The sequence below is a fragment of the Sporosarcina sp. UB5 genome, from assembly GCF_050859005.1.
GTDB lineage: Bacteria > Bacillota > Bacilli > Bacillales_A > Planococcaceae > Sporosarcina.
This window is the reverse complement of sequence record NZ_CP125984.1, coordinates 100,305-116,075: the sequence shown is the minus strand read 5'-3', so window position 1 is coordinate 116,075 and position 15,771 is coordinate 100,305. Positions and strand designations below refer to the sequence as shown.

At 44.4% G+C, this 15,771-nt stretch carries 17 protein-coding genes and 1 riboswitch; of the genes, 13 read left to right on the top strand and 4 right to left on the bottom strand.

The genetic code is table 11. The annotated features are described in order from the left end of the window. The first annotated feature begins 47 nt into the window (after positions 1-47). Complete coding sequence (locus QM454_RS00785; protein WP_432360333.1) at positions 48-1,058, top strand: polysaccharide deacetylase family protein; 1,011 nt, start codon at positions 48-50, stop codon at positions 1,056-1,058. Positions 1,059-1,160: 102 nt separating this feature from the next. Here QM454_RS00785 and QM454_RS00780 read toward each other — a convergent pair whose 3' ends face one another. Further along, the gene (locus tag QM454_RS00780) at positions 1,161-1,811 is read right to left on the bottom strand and encodes a hypothetical protein (protein ID WP_432360330.1); all 651 of its coding nucleotides are present in this window, start codon (positions 1,809-1,811) and stop codon (positions 1,161-1,163) included. A 222-nt stretch (positions 1,812-2,033) separates the two neighbouring features. Here QM454_RS00780 and hutH point away from each other — a divergent pair, with 222 nt between their 5' ends. Next, positions 2,034-3,512: a histidine ammonia-lyase gene (gene hutH, locus QM454_RS00775; RefSeq protein ID WP_432360328.1), complete on the top strand. Its 1,479-nt coding sequence runs from the start codon at positions 2,034-2,036 to the stop codon at positions 3,510-3,512. Here the strand turns inward: hutH and QM454_RS00770 are convergent. Both QM454_RS00770 and QM454_RS00765 read right to left on the bottom strand, forming a co-directional pair. Continuing rightward, positions 3,497-3,760, bottom strand: a complete 264-nt coding sequence (locus tag QM454_RS00770; protein WP_432360325.1) for a hypothetical protein — start codon at positions 3,758-3,760, stop codon at positions 3,497-3,499. The genes hutH and QM454_RS00770 overlap by 16 nt on opposite strands. Positions 3,761-3,797: 37 nt before the next feature. Beyond that, positions 3,798-3,920 (bottom strand): hypothetical protein, encoded by a 123-nt coding sequence (locus tag QM454_RS00765; protein ID WP_432360323.1) that lies wholly within the window; start codon positions 3,918-3,920, stop codon positions 3,798-3,800. Between the two features lie 92 nt (positions 3,921-4,012). Between QM454_RS00765 and QM454_RS00760 the strand changes: the two genes are divergently transcribed. Continuing rightward, positions 4,013-4,903, top strand: coding sequence for a 5'-3' exonuclease (locus tag QM454_RS00760; protein ID WP_432360320.1), 891 nt, complete (start codon positions 4,013-4,015; stop codon positions 4,901-4,903). A gap of 58 nt (positions 4,904-4,961) precedes the next feature. Here QM454_RS00760 and QM454_RS00755 read toward each other — a convergent pair whose 3' ends face one another. Continuing rightward, a complete protein-coding gene (locus tag QM454_RS00755) occupies positions 4,962-5,279 on the bottom strand; it encodes a thioredoxin family protein (protein WP_432360318.1) in 318 nt (105 codons plus the stop codon). Between the two features lie 210 nt (positions 5,280-5,489). On the opposite strand from QM454_RS00755, the gene QM454_RS00750 reads away from it, so the two are divergent. From QM454_RS00750 to QM454_RS00705, 10 genes are all read left to right on the top strand, one after another. Further along, positions 5,490-7,874, top strand: coding sequence for a 3-hydroxyacyl-CoA dehydrogenase NAD-binding domain-containing protein (locus QM454_RS00750; protein WP_432360315.1), 2,385 nt, complete (start codon positions 5,490-5,492; stop codon positions 7,872-7,874). 28 nt (positions 7,875-7,902) lie between these two features. Continuing rightward, positions 7,903-9,078, top strand: a complete 1,176-nt coding sequence (locus QM454_RS00745) for an acetyl-CoA C-acetyltransferase (protein ID WP_432360312.1) — start codon at positions 7,903-7,905, stop codon at positions 9,076-9,078. A gap of 342 nt (positions 9,079-9,420) precedes the next feature. Further along, the gene (locus QM454_RS00740) at positions 9,421-11,208 is read left to right on the top strand and encodes an acyl-CoA dehydrogenase family protein (protein ID WP_432360309.1); all 1,788 of its coding nucleotides are present in this window, start codon (positions 9,421-9,423) and stop codon (positions 11,206-11,208) included. Between the two features lie 78 nt (positions 11,209-11,286). Next, positions 11,287-11,646 (top strand): arsenate reductase family protein, encoded by a 360-nt coding sequence (locus QM454_RS00735; RefSeq protein WP_432360307.1) that lies wholly within the window; start codon positions 11,287-11,289, stop codon positions 11,644-11,646. Between the two features lie 80 nt (positions 11,647-11,726). After that, positions 11,727-12,110 carry a glycine cleavage system protein GcvH gene (gene gcvH, locus QM454_RS00730; RefSeq protein ID WP_432360304.1) on the top strand — a complete coding sequence of 128 codons (384 nt, stop codon included), beginning with the start codon at positions 11,727-11,729 and terminating at the stop codon, positions 12,108-12,110. Between the two features lie 71 nt (positions 12,111-12,181). Further along, positions 12,182-12,523: a toprim domain-containing protein gene (locus tag QM454_RS00725; protein WP_432360302.1), complete on the top strand. Its 342-nt coding sequence runs from the start codon at positions 12,182-12,184 to the stop codon at positions 12,521-12,523. Positions 12,524-12,544: 21 nt separating this feature from the next. Further along, complete coding sequence (locus QM454_RS00720) at positions 12,545-12,844, top strand: thioredoxin family protein (RefSeq protein WP_432363809.1); 300 nt, start codon at positions 12,545-12,547, stop codon at positions 12,842-12,844. A gap of 63 nt (positions 12,845-12,907) precedes the next feature. After that, positions 12,908-13,012, top strand: a riboswitch (SAM riboswitch). Between the two features lie 97 nt (positions 13,013-13,109). Further along, a complete protein-coding gene (locus tag QM454_RS00715) occupies positions 13,110-14,123 on the top strand; it encodes a methionine ABC transporter ATP-binding protein (RefSeq protein ID WP_432360299.1) in 1,014 nt (337 codons plus the stop codon). Further along, entirely contained in the window at positions 14,116-14,784 is a 669-nt protein-coding gene (locus QM454_RS00710; protein WP_432360297.1) for a methionine ABC transporter permease, read from the top strand. Before QM454_RS00715 ends, QM454_RS00710 begins: the two co-directional genes overlap by 8 nt. Before the next feature lie 54 nt (positions 14,785-14,838). After that, positions 14,839-15,693 (top strand): MetQ/NlpA family ABC transporter substrate-binding protein, encoded by an 855-nt coding sequence (locus tag QM454_RS00705; RefSeq protein ID WP_432360294.1) that lies wholly within the window; start codon positions 14,839-14,841, stop codon positions 15,691-15,693. The last annotated feature ends 78 nt before the right edge of the window (positions 15,694-15,771 follow it).

Here is a 15,771-nt window from a genome sequence, read left to right as displayed (position 1 = left end):
TGTTTAAAGGTTCGAAATCTGAAGCTGGAACTGACGAGGAGGATTCTATGAAGAGGCATGGTGCCCTGATCATCTCACTCGATTTTGAGCTTAATTGGGGAGTACATGATTCCATTCCACTTGAAAAATATAAAGAAAATCTTCTTGGAGTACGTGAGGCAATCCCGGAAATGCTTGAGCTGTTCAGTCGATATGATATCCATGCAACTTGGGCAATAGTAGGAATGCTTTTTTTTGATGATAAAAAGAAGTTACTTGCGAATTTCCCAGATTATCTACCTTCTTATCAAAACGAAAATTTCTCACCATACGGTAAAATAGAATCTATAGGTATAAATGAAAATGAGGACCCATTCCATTACGGTCTTTCATTGATAAAACAAATAATGAACTCTCCAAATCAAGAAATCGGAACTCATACATTTTCCCATTATTACTGTTTGGAAGAAGGTCAAACGGGACATGAATTCGAATCCGATTTAACCGCTGCATGTGATGTTGCGAATGCTGAAGGAATCCACATTAAATCAATTATATTCCCAAGAAATCAAGTGAATCCAGCGTATTTACAAATTTGCAAAGAACAAGGAATACAATGTTACAGAGGTACTGAAGATAGTTGGGTCTATCAAGCTAGCCGGAAAAATAACGAAGGATATTTTAAAAGAGCTTTTAGGTTGCTTGACTGTTATATTAATCTTTTTGGTCACCATACTTATCCAATTGGTGAAGTAGAAACAAAACAAATCGTCAACTTGCCTTCAAGTAGGTTTTTACGTCCATATCAATCGAAGTTCAATTCCATTGAATCTTTGCGTCTAAAAAGGATTAAAAACAGTTTGACGTATGCTGCGAAAAATAATGAAGTATTTCATCTTTGGTGGCATCCGCATAACTTTGGAAAAAATCTTAAAGAAAACATTCGATTTTTGAGGGAAATTCTTGACCATGTTGAAAATTTACGTTCTCAATACGGTTTTACGAGCATGACGATGGAAGAAGCCACGAAGCTTGCACTACAATGGAAAAAAGAAAAGGACTCACATGCCTTCCTGTAAAAGCCCCTGCCATTATTGGTAGAGGTTTATTTTTTTATTACAGGCCGACTATCAATTTAAAAATCCCCTGAATGAGTAGTTCCATTCAGGGGATACGTTTCATTAAAAACAAGTAAACTGGTCAATTCGATTCAAATCAATTCCGAAGTACACCCATCTGCGACGATTTGGTCTCCAGCGATATCCCGCAACAGAAGTGCGGCCGACGAATGTAGGGAAGTACCAGAATCCATGCCGTCTAGACGTCCAAACAAACGTGTACCTATACAAGCAACCTCTAATTGCGCCGGGATCTACTGCGAAGAGTTGTGCACTTGGATAGGACGGTGTGTAGTTCGGTGGCGGTGAAGTTGGTGCTTGTTGACCACCTTGCCCAGGAGGGAATCCACCGCCTGGGAACCCAGGTGTTTGGCCTGGGGGAAACCCGCCGCCAGGGAACCCCGGTCCGCCTGGTCCAGGAGGGAACCCGCCGCCAGGGAATCCCGGTCCGCCTGGTCCCGGAGGAAATCCCCCACCCGGAAATCCTCCACCAGGAAATCCTGGAGGTCCAAATGGTCGCTGAGCTGTGTAACCTCCATAATTCATGTCGAAATTCGGCATAGCCATGCCTGTCATATAGTCACCCATCCCGTAGGTCGGCATGCCTGCGCCGGGCATCCACCCGTCCATCCCCTGTTGCATTCCATAAGGCTCGCCAGCATATCCTTCCGGCAGCTGCGGATACCATTGCTCGTCTTCGAAATTATTCGTCATCATGTCTCTCCCTTCAAACGATTCCTCCTATCTTATGTAACAATGAAAGAAATGGGTTGGACTCTTGGGTAAAGGAAAACTTTTTTCGTTGTATTACTACACTAAAACGTCAGCGAATCACCATAGAACAAATTTTCGTAAAACTAACCATAATCCCTTCGGTATCGTGTACGATACATAATAGTAGGAATACGTTATTTTCTTGTTGAAAGGATGGTTTGAATGATTGAATTGACTGGTTCTTCTCTTACGCTCGAACAAATGGAAGGGCTTTTATATAAAGGGAATAAAGTTGTGCTGAATGCCGATGCGTTGAAACGCGTGCAAAAAAGCAGGGAAGCGGTTAATCGGATAGTCGAGAATGACAAGACGGTGTATGGCATCAATACTGGCTTCGGCAAATTTAGCGATGTGAAAATTGACGAAAAGGATACGAAAGCGTTGCAGCTGCACTTGATTCGCTCGCATGCATGTGGAGTCGGAGAACCTTTTTCTGAAAGGGTTTCGCGCGCTATGGTTATCTTGCGATTGAATGCGCTTCTCAAAGGTTTTTCCGGAATCCGAGTTGAGGTGCTAGAACGATTTGCGTTCATGGTAAATAACGATATTCACCCGGTCATTCCGCAGCAAGGATCACTCGGAGCTTCGGGGGATCTAGCGCCGCTCTCTCATTTAGCACTCGTCCTATTAGGTGAAGGATTTGTTTGGCGTGATGGCGGGCACATTCCTGCTCGGCAAGTTTGGAGAGAATTCGGCATGGAACCAATTGTCCTTGAAGCAAAAGAAGGGCTTGCGTTAATTAACGGCACGCAGGCAATGACCGCGCAAGGAGTCGTCAACTATTTAGAGGCTGAAAAACTTGCGTACAGTAGCGAATGGATTGCGGCGATGACAATGGAGGCATTGCACGGGATTACAGATGCTTTTCATCCCGCGATCCACGAGGCGCGAGGATATAAGGAACAAGTAGATGTCGCGGCTAGAATGTTGAAATGGCTGGACGATAGCCAATTGACGACGAAGCAGGGGGAGAAGCGCGTTCAGGACGCTTATTCAATCCGTTGTATCCCACAAGTTCATGGAGCTAGCTGGCAAGTGCTTTCGTATGTGAAGGAGAAATTGGAGATTGAAATGAATGCCGCGACCGATAATCCGCTCATTTTTGAAGACGGCGCGGTCGTCGTGTCAGGCGGGAATTTCCACGGACAGCCGATCGCATTCGCAATGGACTTTTTGAAAATCGGTATCGCGGAGCTCGCGAATATATCGGAGCGTCGTATCGAGCGACTCGTCAATCCGCAATTGAATGAAGGGTTGCCGCCGTTTTTAAGTTCACAACCGGGCTTGCAATCGGGAGCGATGATTTTGCAATACTCGGCAGCAAGCCTCGTATCGGAAAATAAAACATTGGCGCATCCGGCATCTGTTGATTCAATTCCATCTTCGGGCAACCAAGAGGATCATGTGTCAATGGGGACAATTGGTTCGAGGCATGCACAACAAATTATTACAAACGCAAGACATGTATTGGCCATCGAAGCGTTATGCGCCATGACGGGATGCGTGTTTCGAGGCGTCGACAAAATGGCGCCGAAAACGCGCGGGAAATTGGAAGGACTCCTGCAAGTCGTTGCTCCGATAACAGAGGACCGGGTCTTTGGGCCGGATATTGAAAGAATTGCGGACTATTTAAATGAATAATGGCTGAGGGCGCCGCAGAAAATCAGTGAGACTGATATTCTGCGGCGTCCCGCGCTTAAAGCAGTGCGTCCCGCGCTCAAAGTGAAGCGTTCCGCGTCCAAAGCGAAGCGTCCCGCGTCCAAAGCGAAGCATTTCGCGTCCAAAGTGGTGCGTCCCGTGTCCAAAGCGAAGCATCCCGCGTCCAAAGTGCGGCGTTCCGCGTCCAAAGTGAGGCATCCCGTGTCCAAAGCGAAGCGTCTCTGACTCAAAGTACAGCGCCTCGCACCCGAAGTTCTCGTTTACACGCTAATAGTTCTCGTTCCAAGCTATTAAGTTCTCATTCATCCCCGAAGAGTTCTCGTTCCAAGCAATAAACTTCTCATTCACCCCAAAAAACTTCTCAATTCCATGGAAATACTTCTCATTCATGCAAATCCCCCCAATCACCTCACAAAGTTTGCTATCATTGGAGTATTGGAGAAAGCACGTTTACAAGATAAATGATTGAGGAGGACAACATAATGGAGAATAAACCACATATTTTGCTCATAGATGGCATGGCCCTGTTATTCAGATCGTTTTTTGCAACGTCTGCAATGGGGCACTTCTTCCCGAATAACGAAGGAGTTCCGACAAACGGTGTTCAAGGTTTTGCCCGCCATACATTAACTGCAACTTCAATTTTTAACCCTACTCATATGGCGGTCTGTTGGGATATGGGAGCGCATACGTTCAGAAATGATCTGTTCGACGGATATAAAGCGAACCGCCCAGCACCAGCACCTGAACTCGTGCCGCAATTCGATATGACGCGCGAACTGTCCGAATTAATCGGATGGAAGAATTATGGGATTCCGGGAATGGAAGCAGACGATTTGATCGGATCGCTCGTATCTGAATGGGAAGGGAAGGCGGACATGACGATTGTCACGGGAGATAAAGACCTTCTACAGTTGCTCCGTCCTGGTGTGAAAATCGCTTTCATGAAAAAAGGATACAATATATACGATATTTATTCCGAAGAGCGCTTTGTTGAAGAATACGAGATTACACCGGAGCGTTTCGTCGAAGTAAAGGCGTTTACGGGAGATGCGAGTGACGGTTATCCAGGTGTGAAAGGGATTGGCCCGAAAACAGCATTGAAACTCGTGAAGGAATACGGAACGGTCGAAAGCGTCCTCGAGTCTCTAAATGAGCTTACTCCTGGTATGAGGAAGAAGATTGAAACAGATATGGAAATGCTACATCTGTCAAAACAATTGGCGCAAATTCATTGCGAGATTGAATTCAATGATCCTCTTGAGCAATTGAGCCTTCCGGATTACTCTGTCGTGAGGGAGCAGTTAGAGGAGAAAGGTTATTCCATGATTGTTAGACAGCTAAACTCATTATTTCCAGAGTACATTGCATAAGATGAATACTAAAAACCACTGCCTACTTTTCGGCAGTGGTTTTCATATGATTCCAAAATTATTTCACCGTTTCAAGAAAGTCAGTCACTTGATCTGGCGTTTTTGCGTTAGCGCTATGTAAATGCGCTTTCTTTTCTCCATTTTGGAAAATAAGCAAGCTTGGGATGCCCATCACTTCATATTTCTCCGCAATTTCAGGTAACACGTCACGGTCTACGTCATACCATGTATACATATCATAGTCTTTTACGATTGGATCGATGAACATATCCATGCGTGTGCAGTCCGGGCACCAGCCGGCCTGGAACTTGATTAGTGATTTTTCGTCGCTGTTAATCACCTTGTTGAATTCTTCAACTGTCGTAATTGGTTTCATGTAAAACACCCTCCTTTACTATGTAGTGTACCTTCTTTTACTAAATCAACATAATAAAATGCCCATAACAAAAAATAGGAATTAAAAGCATTTCAATATTGCGAAAAAGAAGAGAATGATTTAGACTAATAGATATAGACAGTGTTTCTATTTTTTTTACTCATAAAATGAATGAGTGTTCATTCAAAAGAATAAGGGGGGCATTGCAACGTGGTTTATCAAATTAAGAAAGCGGCAGTATTAGGTTCAGGTGTAATGGGATCTGGCATTGCAGCCCATCTCGCTAATATCGGTATTCCTGTCGTTCTGCTTGATATCGTTCCAACTAAGCTGACAGAACAGGAAGAAGCTAAGGGCCTTACATTGGAAGACCCTCAAGTCCGCAATAAGTTTGCGGCGACAGCTTTGGAAAAACTATTAAAGCAAAAGCCGGCGCCATTGGCTACTAAACAAAATCTATCACTAATTGAAGTTGGAAATTTTGAGGACGATTTGGGGAAATTAAAAGATGTTGACTGGATCATCGAAGTCGTCGTTGAGAACCTCGATATTAAAAAAAGTTTGTATGAAAAAATAGATGCAGTTCGGAAGCCAGGCACAATTATTAGCTCCAACACATCGGGAATTAGCATCGAAGCGATGGCGGAAGGGCGTTCGGAAGATTTTCAAAAGCATTTCCTTGGAACGCATTTCTTCAATCCGCCGCGTTATTTGAAGTTGCTTGAAGTTATTCCAACGAAGATGACTGATCCAGGTGTGCTCGATTTTATGCTGTCATTCGGAGAAGATCGACTTGGAAAAGGTGTTGTCGTCGCAAAGGATACACCGAACTTCATTGCTAACCGAATTGGAACGTACGGCCTTCTCGTAACGCTCCGCGAAATGGAGAAGAGGGGGTATTCAATCGGCGAAGTCGATTCGGTAACAGGAACTCTGATCGGACGGCCAAAATCCGCCACGTTCCGTACGTTGGATGTCGTCGGACTGGACACATTCATGCATGTCGCGAAAAATGCGTATGACAAGACGGAAGGCGAAGAACAGAAAGTGTTCGAGCTTCCTCCATTCATGAAGAAAATGATTGATAACGGTTGGCTCGGCGCGAAATCGAAGCAAGGATTCTACGTAAAGAAAGATAAAGAAATCCTTGAACTAGATTTAGAGACGTTTGAATATGTACCGACGAAAAAATTGAAAACGCCTTCAATTGAAATGGCGAAGCAACAAAAAGGCCTTGCGAACAAAGTGAAATCACTCGTGTACGCAAATGATCGGACGGGAGAAATCCTTTGGAGCATCCTTTCGCCAACACTTCGTTATTCGGCAGAATTAACTGGTGAAATTGCGGACGATATTGTTGCAATCGACAATGCGATGAAGTGGGGCTTCGGTTGGCAGCAAGGTCCATTTGAAATTTGGGATGCGATCGGCGTTGCGAAATCGGTTGAGAAGATGAAAGAGGAAGATGCGGAAATCCCAGCATTCGTACAACAAATGCTCGAGAACGGGTTTGAAACGTTCTATAAAGAAGAAGATGGCGACCGCTATTTCTATGACGGTGAAGGCTATAAGCCGGTGACGGTTAATGAAAAAGCGATCGATTTGAAACTGTACAAGAAGATACACGGTGTCATTAAGAAAAATTCTGGCGCAAGCTTAATCGATTTAGGAGACGGCATTGCGTTGCTAGAGTTCCATTCCCAATCGAATGCAATCGGTTTGGACATTATCCAAATGATTAATTTCGCGGTTGACGAAGTGGAAAAGAATTTCAAAGGCCTCGTTATCGGAAACCAAGGAAAGAACTTCTGTGTCGGTGCGAATTTAGCGATGATTTTAATGGAAGCACAGGACGACAATATTTTTGAGCTTGATTATACAATTAAAGCTTTCCAAAACGCGATGATGAAAATCAAATACTCACGTAAACCAGTCGTTGCAGCACCGTTCCAAATGACGCTCGGCGGAGGGGCGGAAGTATGCTTACCGGCTGCGCATATTCAAGCGTCAATGGAAACGTATATCGGCTTAGTCGAAGTAGGTGTCGGTTTAATTCCTGGCGGCGCTGGTAACGTCAATTTGTATACGAAGCATTTGAAAGGCTTGCCGAACGGCGTGCACGTCGATTACCAATACGTTGCGAATAAAGTATTTGAAACGATTGCAATGGCGAAAGTGTCAACATCCGCGGAAGAGGCAAGGGAGAACAACTTCCTTAACTTTGCGGACGGCATAAGCGTCAACCCGGATCACTTGATTTATGACGCGAAGCAGGCTGCACTCGCATTGTATGAAGCAGGCTATACACCGCCGAAGAAAGAGAAAATTCCAGTCACAGGGGATTCCGGTTATGCAACGATGCTCCTCGGTGCGGAAGGGATGTACTTGTCGGGCTATATAAGTGAGCACGACTTAAAGATTGCAAAGAAGCTCGCATTTGTTTTGTCCGGCGGAAAAGTACCTTATGGAACGCTTGTCGACGAGCAATACATGTTAGACCTAGAAAGAGAAGCATTCCTGAGCCTTATCCAAGAACCGAAATCCCAACAACGGATGCAACATATGCTTCTAAAAGGGAAGCCATTGCGCAACTGATATGTAAATTGCAAAAGGAGGAAGTCGAATGCGTGAAGCAGTAATTGTAGCAGGTGCAAGAACGCCAGTCGGAAAAGCTGGCCGTGGCTCTTTAGCAACTGTGCGCCCAGATGACTTGGGAGCTTTGACAATTAAAGAAACATTAAAACGTGCAAATGGATACGATGGACCGATAGACGACTTAATTATTGGATGTGCAATGCCGGAAGCGGAGCAAGGGATGAACGTTGCTCGCAATATCGGAGCACTTGCAGGATTGCCGGATACGACACCGGCAATTACGATTAACCGGTTCTGTTCCTCGGGTCTCCAATCAATCGCTTACGCGGCAGAGCGGATTATGCTCGGCCATTCTGAAGCGATCATCGCTGGCGGCGCTGAATCGATGAGTATGGTGCCGATGATGGGGAATACGATTAGGCCCAACTTCAAATTAGCCGAAACAGCGCCTCAATATTATATGAGCATGGGTCATACAGCTGAACAAGTGGCAATAAAATATGGCGTCAGCCGAGAAGACCAAGATGCATTCGCAGTTCGTTCCCACGAAAAAGCGGCGGCAGCAATCGCCGAAGGCAAATTTGTAGATGAAATCGTCCCGGTAGAAGTTGTGAAGCGATTTGTCGATGAAAGCGGCAAATACCAAGAAAAGACCGTCCTATTCGAAATGGACGAAGGTGTGCGGACTGGCACATCGATGGAAGTGTTGGCGAAATTACGCCCGGCATTCTCAGTAAAAGGTTCCGTCACTGCCGGAAACGCGTCGCAAACGTCCGACGGCGCGGCATCTGTTCTCGTCATGGACCGCGAAATTGCGGAAGGCCAAGGCTTAAAGCCAATTGCGAAATTCCGTTCATTCGCAGTAGGGGGCGTCCCACCGGAAGTGATGGGCATCGGACCAATCGAAGCGGTTCCGAAAGCATTGAAAATAGCTGGCCTTTCCATCGAAGACATCGACCTATGGGAGTTGAATGAAGCATTCGCATCCCAGTCATTGCAAGTCATCCGCCACTTAGGTTTGGATATGGATAAAGTCAACGTCAACGGCGGCGCAATTGCACTAGGCCACCCACTAGGCGCAACAGGCTCAGTTCTGACACTGAAGCTAATGAACGAACTAAAACGCCAAGGCAAACAATTCGGCGTCGTCACAATGTGCATCGGCGGCGGAATGGGGGCAGCAGGCGTCTTTGAAATGCTGTAAGAAAGAGTTTATGAGCGTTTATGCGCGTTTATGCGTGTCTGCGCAGATTTATGAGCCTTTCCGGACGATTATGCGTCTTTAATTCCATTTATGCGTGATTCACGTGATTTATGCGTAATTGGCTGCGTTTATGCGTATTTACAGAGGATTATAAGTATCTAAAGTAGTCACCAAGGATTGAAGTGAAAGGCGGCGACTCCTGCCGGAATAGCATGAGCTGAAGACCCCGCAACGAAGCGTAGCGTAGTGAGGAGGCTGAAGCCATGCCGGCGGAAAGCGTCCGCCTGGAACGGAAATCCGTTCTATAGGACATTTTATTAACAATTTAAGGGAGGAATTTTAATGACTGAAACAACAACAAAAGATTTCATCCGTGGAGGAGCATTCCTCATCGAGGACATCGACGCATCACGCGTATTTACACCAGAAGATTTTTCCGACGAACAAAAAATGATCGCCAAAACGACAGAGGACTATGTGAAAAACGAAGTCCTTCCAGTCGTTGAAAACTTGGAAAACCATGAATTCGAACACTCTGTAAAACTATTAAAATCAGCCGGAGAACTCGGTCTTCTCGGTGCAGACGTACCTGAAGAATACGACGGCCTCGGCCTCGATAAAATTTCATCCGCGTTAATTGCAGAAAAGATATCCGTAGCAGGCGGATTCTCCATTACACACGGCGCACACGTCGGAATCGGAACATTGCCTGTCGTCCTCTTCGGAAATGAAGAACAAAAGAAAAAATATTTACCAGAGTCCGTTACAGCAGAAAAAATATTCGCGTATGCATTAACTGAACCTGGCTCAGGATCAGACGCACTTGGTGCCAAAGCAACTGCGAAGCTGAACGAAGCGGGCACTCATTATGTACTAAACGGTGAAAAGCAATGGATTACAAACGCAGGATTCGCAGACGTATTTATCGTCTATGCAAAAGTAGATGGCGATAAATTTACGGCATTCATCGTTGAAAGAGAATTCCCAGGCGTATCTGTCGGAGCAGAAGAGAAAAAGATGGGCATCAAGTCGTCCTCGACGCGTACGCTCATTCTTGAAGATGCGCAAGTGCCGGTTGAAAACCTGCTAGGTGAAATCGGAAGAGGCCATATTATCGCCTTTAACATTTTGAACATCGGTCGTTATAAATTAGGAGTTGGAACAATCGGCGGATCTAAGCGAGCACTTGAACTTGCAATTAGCTATGCGAACCAGCGCCAGCAGTTCAAAACACCGATTTCTTCATTCAACTTAACAAAGGAAAAGCTTGCAACGATGGCTTCCAAGCTATATGCAGCAGAGAGCTTGATCTATAGAACAGTTGGCTACTTTGAAGAACGCAACAGCCAAATGACAGCCGAACAACAGAAAGATGGAAAGGCGGTAGCAGCTTCCGTTGCGGAATATGCCATCGAATGTTCCATTAACAAAGTTGTCGGCTCCGAAGTTCTTGACTATATTGCCGATGAAGCGGTCCAATTGCACGGCGGCTACGGCTTCATGCAGGAATATGAAGTGGAGCGCATTTACCGTGACTCACGCATTAACCGCATCTTCGAAGGAACGAATGAAATTAACCGTTTAATCGTTCCAGGTACATTCTTGAAAAAAGCGATGAAAGGCGAATTGCCATTGCTTCAACAAGCACAAAGCTTGCAGGAAGAGTTGCTCATGATGATGCCTGAAGAAATCGGCGATGAAGCGCTAGCCCAAGAAAAGGTACTCGTGAAAAATGCGAAGAAAATTGGTTTACTCGTAGCAGGAATGGCTGCACAACGTTTCGGTACGAAACTTGAAGCAGAGCAGGAAGTACTTGTGAATATTGCGGATATCGCAAATAATATTTTTGCGATGGAATCTGCATTGCTCCGAGCGGAAAAAGCGATTGCTAAAAACGGGGAAGAGAAAGAGAAACAAAAAATCCTTTACACGGAAATTTTCTGTCAGGAAGCGTTCGAGGCAATTGAAAAGGACGCGAAAGAGACACTTCTTGCTTCAGTTGAAGGGGATAACCAACGGATGATGCTCTCTGCATTACGCAAGTTAACACGTTCAAATCTGTACAATATTATTGCGAAAAAGCGCGAAGCATCTGTTAAACTAATTGACGCTGAAAAATATGTAGTTTAATAGAACACCACATACCGCCTAGGTTTTTTATCCTGGGCGGCTTCTCTGTTATACTAGAGAAAATGGAGGTGTTGCAAATTGACGTTAACATACTATGGTTATCCAAAATGTGGGACTTGTAGAAAGGCGAAAAAGTGGTTGGAAAACGAAGGGTTGGCCTTCAATGACATTCATATCGTCGAAAACCCACCGACAAAAGAAGAACTTCAACAAATGATCGAAAACTCCGGACTGGAAATAAAGAAGTTCTTTAATGTAAGCGGCATGAAATACCGCGAGTTGAACTTAAAGGACAAGCTACCTGAAATGACGGATGAAGAAAAGGTCGCTCTACTAGCGACAGATGGCATGCTCATGAAAAGGCCGCTTGTAACAGACGGCTCGAAAGTGACTGTCGGCTTCAAGGAAGACCAGTTTGAAAAAGTTTGGAGAGCTTAATATACTTTCTTGTCTTTGACAACGGAATATGTCAAAATTAAATAGAGATGAATAAATGCATACTTATGGAGGGGTACGGGATGAACACACCAAAAGAACTACGTTATTCTGAAGAGCATGAGTGGGTAAAGGATGAAAGCGGAAAATATCGTATCGGAATTACTCATTTTGCACAATCCGAACTTGGCGATATCGTTTTTGTTGAGCTACCGCAAGTTGGGGATGAAGTGAAGACGGGCGAACCGTTCGGAAGTGTTGAATCGGTAAAAACTGTATCTGAACTATACGCTCCAATTAGTGGTAAAGTTGTTGAAGTGAACGAAGAACTAGAAGACAGCCCTGAATTGGTGAACGAGTCTCCATATGAAGGTGCTTGGATGATCGTTGTGGAAGCATCGGACGAAGCAGAACTCGATGCACTTATGACAGCTGAAGACTATGACAAAATGACTGTCGGCGAGTAATCGTTAACGTTGCGCCTGGATATAAGAATCCGGCGCTTTTTTCATCTTTTCAAAGAAGAGGAGACGTGCAAGTGGACCATCAAAAGGTAGTAATTGTCGAAGGTGGATCGGACCGAAAAAGATTGCAACGAGTGCTTGCCGAACCGGTTGAAATCATTTGTACGAACGGAACTGTGAGCCCTTACCGCATCGAGGAGATGCTATTGCCCTATGAGGATTGTGAACTGTTCATTTTTATGGATGCCGATGAATCTGGTGAAAAGATCCGTACTCTATTCAAAAGAGAATATCCTGAAGCAATCCATCTGTATACAGAGCGGACGTATCAACAAGTTGAAAAGACCCCGTACCGTGTCCTTGCAGCTATTCTCCTCTCTGAGAACTTTGAAGTTCGCCCCGAATTTTTATTTTGAAGGTGATGAATTATGGTCAATATGGAAAACTGGACTCGTGAACAATGGGAAATGAGCAAAAAGGATTTACCGAAATCTATTTTTTATTTATATACACCGATGTGCGGGACTTGTGCGGTCGCTTCGAAAATGATCGGGGTCATTGCTGCTATGAAACCGGACTTGCCCATTGGGAAAGCAGACTTGAATTACGTGGAAGATCTCGCTGTCGATTATGAAATTGAAAGCGTCCCTTGTTTATTGATTCAGAAAGACGGAGAAGTTGTCGAAAAGATCTATGCGTTCCAATCCATTCCGCACCTTCTTGAGAAAATAGGTTGACATTCATCAAACGCTCATGATATAAGTATATCTATTAACTATTAACATTAATTGAATATGTCGCTCTTATAAAGAGAGGTGGAGGGAAGTGCCCTATGAAGCCCGGCAACCATCACGAAAGTGAAATGGTGCCAAGTCACACAAAGCGTTTGCTTTGAGAGATGAGAGATCGGATTGACGTTTAGTATAAATTTAACGTTTTAGCCTTTCTGCTTGTCTGCAGAAAGGTTTTTATTTTGGACAAGATAGGCTAGAGGTGAAAATGATGATTCAATTGAAAAATGTCAAAAAAAGTTTTGGTTCGCCAAACAATGAAATAGTAGCGGTGGATGATGTATCCTTAACGATCCAAGAAGGGGAAATATTCGGTATCATCGGCTATAGTGGTGCTGGTAAAAGTACAATGATTCGTCTTTTGAATGGGCTTGAGACACCTACATCAGGAACAATTAAAATCGGAAACGAGGAAATATCCTCATTTTCAGGTAAAGAGCTACGGGAAGCAAGAAAAAAAATTAGCATGATTTTTCAACACTTCAATTTGCTTTGGTCGCGTACCGTTAAGCAAAATATAGCCTTTCCGCTTGAAATCGCTGGCGTGAAAAAAGAAGAACGTGAACGGAAAGTGGCGGAACTAATTGAGCTCGTTGGGTTGAGCGGCAGAGAAAATGCCTATCCATCAGAACTTTCCGGTGGTCAAAAGCAACGAGTCGGAATTGCACGAGCATTGGCGAACGATCCCGAAGTGCTACTTTGCGATGAAGCAACTTCCGCATTAGACCCTGAAACGACAGATGCAATCCTCGATCTGTTGACGAAGATCAATGAACGGCTTGGTTTGACGATAGTGCTCATCACACATGAAATGCACGTCATCCGCAAAATTTGTCATCGTGTTGCAGTTATGGAAGCCGGAAAAGTTGTTGAAATCGGTCCAGTGCTGGAAGTATTCCAGTCCCCTCAAGCCCCGATTACAAAGCGGTTCGTTTCCCAAGTGACGGAGCCGGTAGGAACCGAACAAGTACTTGCTCATTTACCGGGTGGCACGCTCGTAAAACTCATCTTTGTTGGTGAAAGGACAGAGCATCCGGTGCTCGCAAGCTTAATTCGTAAATTTGACGTTGACGTGAGTATCGTACAAGGGAATATTTCGCATACGAAAGGCGGCGCTTATGGCACACTCATTTTACAGCTAGTTGGCAATGAAACTGTTATAAGCGAAGCGATCGCCTATCTACATGAGCAAGGCGTACAGACAGAGGTGATTTGCAATGATTGAAAATCTATTTCCGGACGTTAAATGGGATAATATGTGGGAGGCAACTGTTGAAACGTTATATATGACAGGAGTTTCTACTTTATATACATTCATATTCGGGCTTGCCCTCGGCGTACTATTATTTCTATCAAGCCCAGGTCAGCTTTGGAAGAACCAGTTCGTATACGGCGTCACTGGTGCATTCGTTAATATATTCCGGTCGATTCCTTTCATTATATTAATCATTCTACTCATTCCTTTCACAACGCTCATCGTTGGAACGATCCGTGGTCCGGAAGCGGCCATCCCAGCACTCGTCATCGGAGCTGCGCCGTTTTACGCACGGATGGTCATGATTGGTTTACGTGAAATCGATCGAGGTGTCATCGAGGCTGCGAGATCGATGGGTGCAAAAACAAGTACAATTATCTTTAAGGTTTTATTGCCCGAATCGATGCCTGCCCTCATTTCTGGAATTACGGTAACTTCGATTGCACTCGTCGGATATACGGCGATGGCAGGGGTAATTGGTGCTGGTGGACTCGGGAACCTTGCTTATTACGAAGGATTCCAAAGAAGTCGCACCGATGTAATGCTTGTCGCGACCGTCATCATTTTGGTCATCGTATTTGCAATTCAAATAATCGGTGACGTCGCAGTGAAAAAAATGGACAAACGTTAATTTGCAGGAGTTCCTGCTTATTATAAATATCATCTTAGAATGGAGAGAAGAATCATGAAAAAAGTGTTATCTGCAATCCTGCTCACTGTTCTTGTGCTTGCATTGGCAGCATGTGGAACGAAAGAAAAAGAAGATGGTACAACTGGAAGTAAAAATGCATCGGGGAGTAATGAAGAACTAACGAAAATCGTTGTCGGAGCTTCCAATACACCACATGCAGTCATTTTGGAAGAAGCAAAGCCATTGTTGAAGGAAAAAGGATACGACTTGGAAATCGAGACGTATCAAGATTATATTTTACCAAACAAGGATTTGGAATCAGGTCTATTGGACGCGAACTACTTCCAACATATCCCGTACTTAGAAGGTCAAATTGCTGACTTCGGCTACGACTTTGAAAATGCAGGAGCAATACATATCGAACCGATCGGTGTGTATTCGAAGAAATATAAAACATTGGACGAGCTACCAGACGGCGCGGTAATTCTTATTAGTAACTCTGTCGCTGACCATGGCCGTGTACTTGCAATGCTTGAGGAGAAAGGGTTAATTACTCTTGCTGAAGGCGTTGAAAAGGTGAAAGCGGAACTTGATGATATCGTAGATAATCCGAAAAACCTGAAGTTCGAACCGAATTATGAAGCGGCAATGATGCCAACTCTTTACAAAAACAATGAAGGTGATGCACTTCTTATCAACTCCAACTATGCAATCGATGCAGGGTTGAATCCATTGGAAGATGCAATTGCACTTGAAGAGTCAGAATCCCCATATGTTAACATCATTACAGTTCGTTCGGGTGATGAAAACAGCGATGCAATTAAAGCGCTTGTAGAAGTTTTGAAGTCTGAAGAAATTCAAGAATTTATTTTAAATGAATGGAACGGTTCTGTCGTTCCGGTTAAATAATGAGCAAAACCGTCTGTTTCCGTTTGTCGGATACAGGCGGTTTTTTATTCTCAAAATTAGAATTTATTGCGATGATGT

Excerpts from the sequence above, each read along its gene's own strand:
- QM454_RS00780 (WP_432360330.1), bottom strand. The coding sequence starts at position 1,811 with ATGACGAATAATTTCGAAGACGAGCAATGGTATCCGCAGCTGCCGGAA.
- hutH (WP_432360328.1), top strand. The coding sequence starts at position 2,034 with ATGATTGAATTGACTGGTTCTTCTCTTACGCTCGAACAAATGGAAGGG.
- QM454_RS00765 (WP_432360323.1), bottom strand. The coding sequence starts at position 3,920 with ATGAATGAGAAGTATTTCCATGGAATTGAGAAGTTTTTTGGGGTGAAT.
- QM454_RS00785 (WP_432360333.1), top strand. The coding sequence starts at position 48 with ATGAAGAGGCATGGTGCCCTGATCATCTCACTCGATTTTGAGCTTAAT.
- QM454_RS00760 (WP_432360320.1), top strand. The coding sequence starts at position 4,013 with ATGGAGAATAAACCACATATTTTGCTCATAGATGGCATGGCCCTGTTA.
- QM454_RS00710 (WP_432360297.1), top strand. The coding sequence starts at position 14,116 with ATGATTGAAAATCTATTTCCGGACGTTAAATGGGATAATATGTGGGAG.
- QM454_RS00705 (WP_432360294.1), top strand. The coding sequence starts at position 14,839 with ATGAAAAAAGTGTTATCTGCAATCCTGCTCACTGTTCTTGTGCTTGCA.
- gcvH (WP_432360304.1), top strand. The coding sequence starts at position 11,727 with ATGAACACACCAAAAGAACTACGTTATTCTGAAGAGCATGAGTGGGTA.
- QM454_RS00715 (WP_432360299.1), top strand. The coding sequence starts at position 13,110 with ATGATTCAATTGAAAAATGTCAAAAAAAGTTTTGGTTCGCCAAACAAT.
- QM454_RS00755 (WP_432360318.1), bottom strand. The coding sequence starts at position 5,279 with ATGAAACCAATTACGACAGTTGAAGAATTCAACAAGGTGATTAACAGC.
- QM454_RS00720 (WP_432363809.1), top strand. The coding sequence starts at position 12,545 with ATGGAAAACTGGACTCGTGAACAATGGGAAATGAGCAAAAAGGATTTA.
- QM454_RS00745 (WP_432360312.1), top strand. The coding sequence starts at position 7,903 with ATGCGTGAAGCAGTAATTGTAGCAGGTGCAAGAACGCCAGTCGGAAAA.
- QM454_RS00740 (WP_432360309.1), top strand. The coding sequence starts at position 9,421 with ATGACTGAAACAACAACAAAAGATTTCATCCGTGGAGGAGCATTCCTC.